Annotated in this window: 2 protein-coding genes; both read left to right on the top strand. The window is 77.3% G+C overall.

Going from position 1 to position 4,845, the window contains the following annotated elements:
* The first annotated feature begins 123 nt into the window (after positions 1–123).
* On the top strand, positions 124–3,672 hold the full coding sequence (locus tag ACWGN5_RS41675) for a trypsin-like peptidase domain-containing protein (RefSeq protein WP_453524214.1): 3,549 nt from the start codon (positions 124–126) through the stop codon (positions 3,670–3,672).
* Between the two features lie 39 nt (positions 3,673–3,711).
* Positions 3,712–4,665: a bifunctional riboflavin kinase/FAD synthetase gene (locus tag ACWGN5_RS41680; RefSeq protein ID WP_453524216.1), complete on the top strand. Its 954-nt coding sequence runs from the start codon at positions 3,712–3,714 to the stop codon at positions 4,663–4,665.
* Positions 4,666–4,845 lie beyond the last annotated feature (180 nt).

Raw genomic sequence — 4,845 nt, forward strand, 5'->3', positions numbered from 1 at the left:
GTCCCGCAGAGCCGCCGAAATTCACCCCATCGGGGAGGCGCTCGGAGTGAACGGGGGAGTGTCGGGGGGCGCGTTTTCCCGTGAGCGCCTCCGGGTGATCACCGGCCGCCTACCGTCGACACCATGGGAAGCGGGGACCTGGCGACGCTGGTGCGCATCTGCGATCCGGCGGGCCGGCCACGCGGCACCGGTTTCCTCGCCGACCACCACGGCACGGTCGTCACCAGCCACGAAGCCGTCGACGGGCTCAGCCGCGTCGTCCTGCACGCCCCCGGCGACCGGACCTGGCTCGCCGAGGCCGAGGCCGTCACCGCGCTGCCCGAGAGCGGCCTCGCGCTCGTACGGACCGAAGGACTCGGCGGCCGTCCCCTGCCGCTCGCGACCCGGCCCGAGATCGAACCCGGCACGTACGTGCGGATCGCCGCCCAGGGCTGGCGCGAGGCCCGCGTCCTCGGCCCCGCCTCCGTCACGTACACCGCCGCCGACCGCTTCCACGCCCTCGCCGACGCCCTCGAGCTCGCCATCGGCACCGAAGGCGCCGACGCGCTCCGCCGCGGCGGACCGGCCGCCGGAGGACCCGTCCTCGACACCGTCACCGGCACCGTCCTCGCCGTCCTCGGCACCGCCCTGCGCGGCGACCGCCAGGCCGCCGGATACGCCGTCCCGCTCCGGGCCGCAGGACCGCTCACCGCCCTGCTGCGGCGCAACGCGGCCACCGTCCCCGCCTACGGACCCGACCTCAACCTCGCCGCGATCCTGGAGCTCACCGCCACCTCCACCGGGCCCGTACGCGACCCGGACCCCTGGCCCGAACCCGTCGAACGGCCCGACTGCGTCCGCGAGTTCGCCCGCTTCACGGCCGGCGACACCCCCGTCCTCGCCCTCGTCGGCGCCCCCGGCACCGGGCGCACCACCGCCCTCGCCGCGCTCTGCGCCCGCCGCGCCCGGGGCGTCGCACCCGCGCCCACCGTCCGGCTGCGCGGCGCCGACCTGCGCGCCGAGGACCAGTCGCTCGCCGACGCCGTCGGCCGCGCCCTGCACCAGGCCGGCCGGATCGTCGCCGCCTCCGGCGCGCTCGGCGACACCACCACCGCGACCCCGGAGCGGGCCGCCGCCCTCGCCAGGGACGCGGGCCGCCCGCTCCTCGTCGTCCTCGACGGCCCCGAGGAGATGCCGCCGCTCCTCGCCCACCGGCTCGCCGACTGGACGAAGGCCACCGAGGAGTGGCTCCGCGCCCACCAGGTCCACCTCGTCACCGCCTGCCGCCCCGAGCACTGGGAACAGGCAGGCACGCTCTACACCCCGGGAGCCCTGCACCGCCCGGCGACGGGCCCCGGCGACGGCCTGCCCGCCGCGCTCGCCCTCGGGCCGTACTCCGAGGCGGAGGCCCGGGCCGTACGCGAGGGGTACGGGATCGAGGAGACGGACCTCGCCCCGGCGGACGCCCGGCACCCGCTCGCCCTGCGGCTGCTCGCCGAGGTGCGCGCGGCGCTGCCCGGGGAGGTGCCGGGGCGGCCGGGGCGCGAGGAGATCTTCACCGCCTACCTGGACCTGATGTGCCTGCGGGCCGCCGTGCGGATCGCCGCGGGCTCGCGCCCCCTCCCGCGGGGGACGGCCGTCCGCCGGCTCGCCGCGCGCGTCACCGGCCGGCTCCACGAGGCGGCCCGCCGGTGCCTCGGCCCCGGGCACGGCGTCCTCGACCGTGCCTCCTTCGAAGAGCTCTTCCCCTGGCGCGAGGGCTGGGCCTCGGCGGTCCTCACCGAGGGCCTCCTCGTCCCGGCGGGCTCCGGCTACCGCTTTGCCCACGAGGAACTCGCCGACTGGGTCCAGGCGGCCCACCTGGACCTGGACACGGCGCTCGACGCCCTCGTGCACGGGCGCGACGGGGACCGGGCGGCGGGCCCGGCGGACGCCCTCGCCGAGCTGCCGCCCGTTCCCCGCCATCGGATCGGGCCCGTGCTCCAGGCCTTGCTGCTGCTGCACCGCGAGCGGGGCCCCGCCGGGCTCGCACCGCGACTCGCGGGGCTCGCGGAGGCACTCGGACGGTTCGCGGGGGACGGGCGCGGCGGGGACGGGCACGGCGGGGACGGGCACGGCGGGGACGGGCAGAGTGGAGACGGGCACGGCGGGGACGGGCAGGGTGGGGGCAGGCACGCGCGGGACCGGCACGGCGGCGACGGGCACGGCGGGGACGGAGCCTGGTGGGCTGCGCGGCTGTTGCGGGAGAGCGTGTGGCGCCTGCCGGACCCGCGCCCGTACCTCCCCGTCCTGCGGCTGCTCGCCGACCTGATCGGGTCCCGCCCCGAAGGCCACCCGGTGTTCGCCTCCTTCGGCCCCGCCTTCTGGCTGGACCTCCCCCTCGGCAAGGACGAACGCATCGACCTCCTGCGCCGCCTGGTCCCGGCCGACCCGCCACCGGCCGGCGGGACGGACGGAAGCGGCCGGAGCCTCGACGCCGTCGCCGGCATGCTCGTCGCCGACCCCCGTGGGGTCCAGCCGCTCCTCTGCCGCTGGTTCGGCGACCCCCGGCCCGCCGTCGCCGGCGCCGCCCAGGCCCTCCTGCACAGCCACCGCGCGCTCGCCGTCGACGACCTGTGCGAGGCGCTCGTCGCCACCGCACACCCGCTCGCCGACGGCCTCCTCGCCGCCCTCGCCCGGGACGAGCCCTCCGCGCTCTGCCGGGCCGTCGACCGCTGGGCCCACGACGACGGGCGCCCGGAGCGGCGCGTCGCGGCCGCCGCGTACGGACAGCTCGTCGCCGCACACGTCACCACCTCCGCCGACCGCGAGCTCCTCCGCTACGCCGCCCTCGCCCTGCTCGCCCGCCCCGGCGACCAGACCCTCCACGGCGCCGCCCTCGGCCTCCTCGTCCGCGACCCGCACAGCCGCGCCCGGCACCTCCCGCGCGCCCTCGCCGAACCCCGGGTGCCCGCGCCGGCGCTCGCCGAGGCCCTCGCGACCCACCCCGAAGAGGTCCTCATCGGCTTCCGGGCCCGGCTGATCGGCACCGGGGAGGTGCCGGCCACCACCCTGCTGGCCCTCGCCGAGGTCGACACGCCCGCCCTCGCCCGCCGGATCGCCGCCCTCGTCCGCGACTACGCCGCCCGCCACCCCGAGGGCGCGCCCCTCGTCGCCGCCTTCGTCGACCGCCGCCTCGAGGACGGCCCGGCCGCGAGAGCGATCCTCTTCCCGCTGGTCACCGGCCTGATCCGGGGCCGCCCCGCCCCACTGCGGCGCGCCCTCGCCCCCGTCCTCGCCGCCCCCGGCACCGGGGCCTCACGCCATCTGCGGGCCGAGCTGCTCGACGTACTCCTGGAGCACGAGCGGTACGAGGCCGAGACCGGCGAGCTGTCCGTCCTCGAGGCCCTCCTGCGGGCCGCCGCCGAGGGCGCGGAGCGGCGCAGCGTGCCCCGCACCCGGGAGCTCCTCCACCGGGCCGGCGCCCTGTGCGCCCGTACCCCCGAGGGCGCGTGGCGGCTCGACCGGGCCCTCGCCGGGGCCGTCGTCGAGGTGCCCGCCTTCGCCGTGCTCCTCGCCACATGGACGGTCGCCGACCCCGCCGACTGGGTTCCGCTGCTCGGTCCGGGGACCCTCCAGGCGCTGCGGAGTCCCGGCACTGCCATGCCGATGCGTACCGACGGCCGTGGACATGGCAGTCTTAGACCTGCGTAAAGGCGAACAGGGCGAACAGGCGGACGAGGAGCGGTCACAGTGCAGCGCTGGCGTGGCTTGGAGGACATCCCCCAGGACTGGGGACGCAGCGTCGTCACCATCGGCTCCTACGACGGGGTGCACCGCGGACACCAGCTGATCATCGGGCGTGCCGTCGAGCGCGCCCGGGAGCTGGGGATCCCCTCCGTCGTCGTCACCTTCGACCCGCACCCCTCCGAGGTCGTGCGGCCCGGCAGCCACCCGCCGCTGCTCGCCCCGCACCACCGGCGCGCGGAGCTGATCGCGGAGCTCGGGGTGGACGCGGTGCTCGTGCTGCCGTTCACCGCCGAGTTCTCGCAGCTGTCCCCGGCCGACTTCATCGTGAAGGTCCTGGTCGACAAGCTGCACGCGAAGGCCGTCATCGAGGGCCCCAACTTCCGCTTCGGCCACCGGGCCGCGGGCAACGTCGCGTTCCTCACCGAGCTCGGCGCCACCTACGACTACGAGGTCGAGGTCATCGACCTGTACGTCAGCGGGGCCGCCGGCGGCGGCGAGCCCTTCTCCTCCACCCTCACCCGCCGCCTCGTCGCCGAGGGCGACATGACCGGCGCCGCCGAGATCCTCGGCCGTCCGCACCGGGTCGAGGGCATCGTCGTCCGCGGCGCGCAGCGCGGCCGCGAGCTCGGCTTCCCGACGGCCAACGTCGAGACCCTGCCGCACACGGCGATCCCGGCGGACGGCGTGTACGCGGGCTGGCTGACGGCCGCGGGGGAGCGGATGCCGGCGGCGATCTCGGTCGGCACGAACCCGCAGTTCGACGGCACGGAGCGGACGGTCGAGGCGTATGCGATCGACCGCGAGGGCCTCGACCTGTACGGGCTGCACGTGGCCGTGGACTTCCTGGCGTACGTGCGGGGCATGCTCAAGTTCGACACGCTGGACGATCTGCTGCTGGCTATGGCGGGCGACGTGAAGCGCTGCCGCGAACTGACAGACGACTACGACCGCGCCTGACGCTACCGGCCCCCGCACCCGGGCGGGCGGTGCCCCGCCGCCGTGTGGGCAATCGTCCCGCTGGGGCGGGACGGGTGGGCACACGGGACGGCGCGCCCAGCGGCGCCTCCGCGTTCCGAGCCTGGACCCGCACGACCAGTGACGGTGCACCGGGGTGCGGGTCACGGCGCGGAAGCCTCT

The sequence above is a fragment of the Streptomyces sp. NPDC055815 genome, from assembly GCF_053616475.1.

What these genes read in the sequence shown, in the direction of transcription:
- ACWGN5_RS41675 (WP_453524214.1), top strand. Translation starts at nt 124, where the DNA reads ATGGGAAGCGGGGACCTGGCGACGCTGGTGCGCATCTGCGATCCGGCG.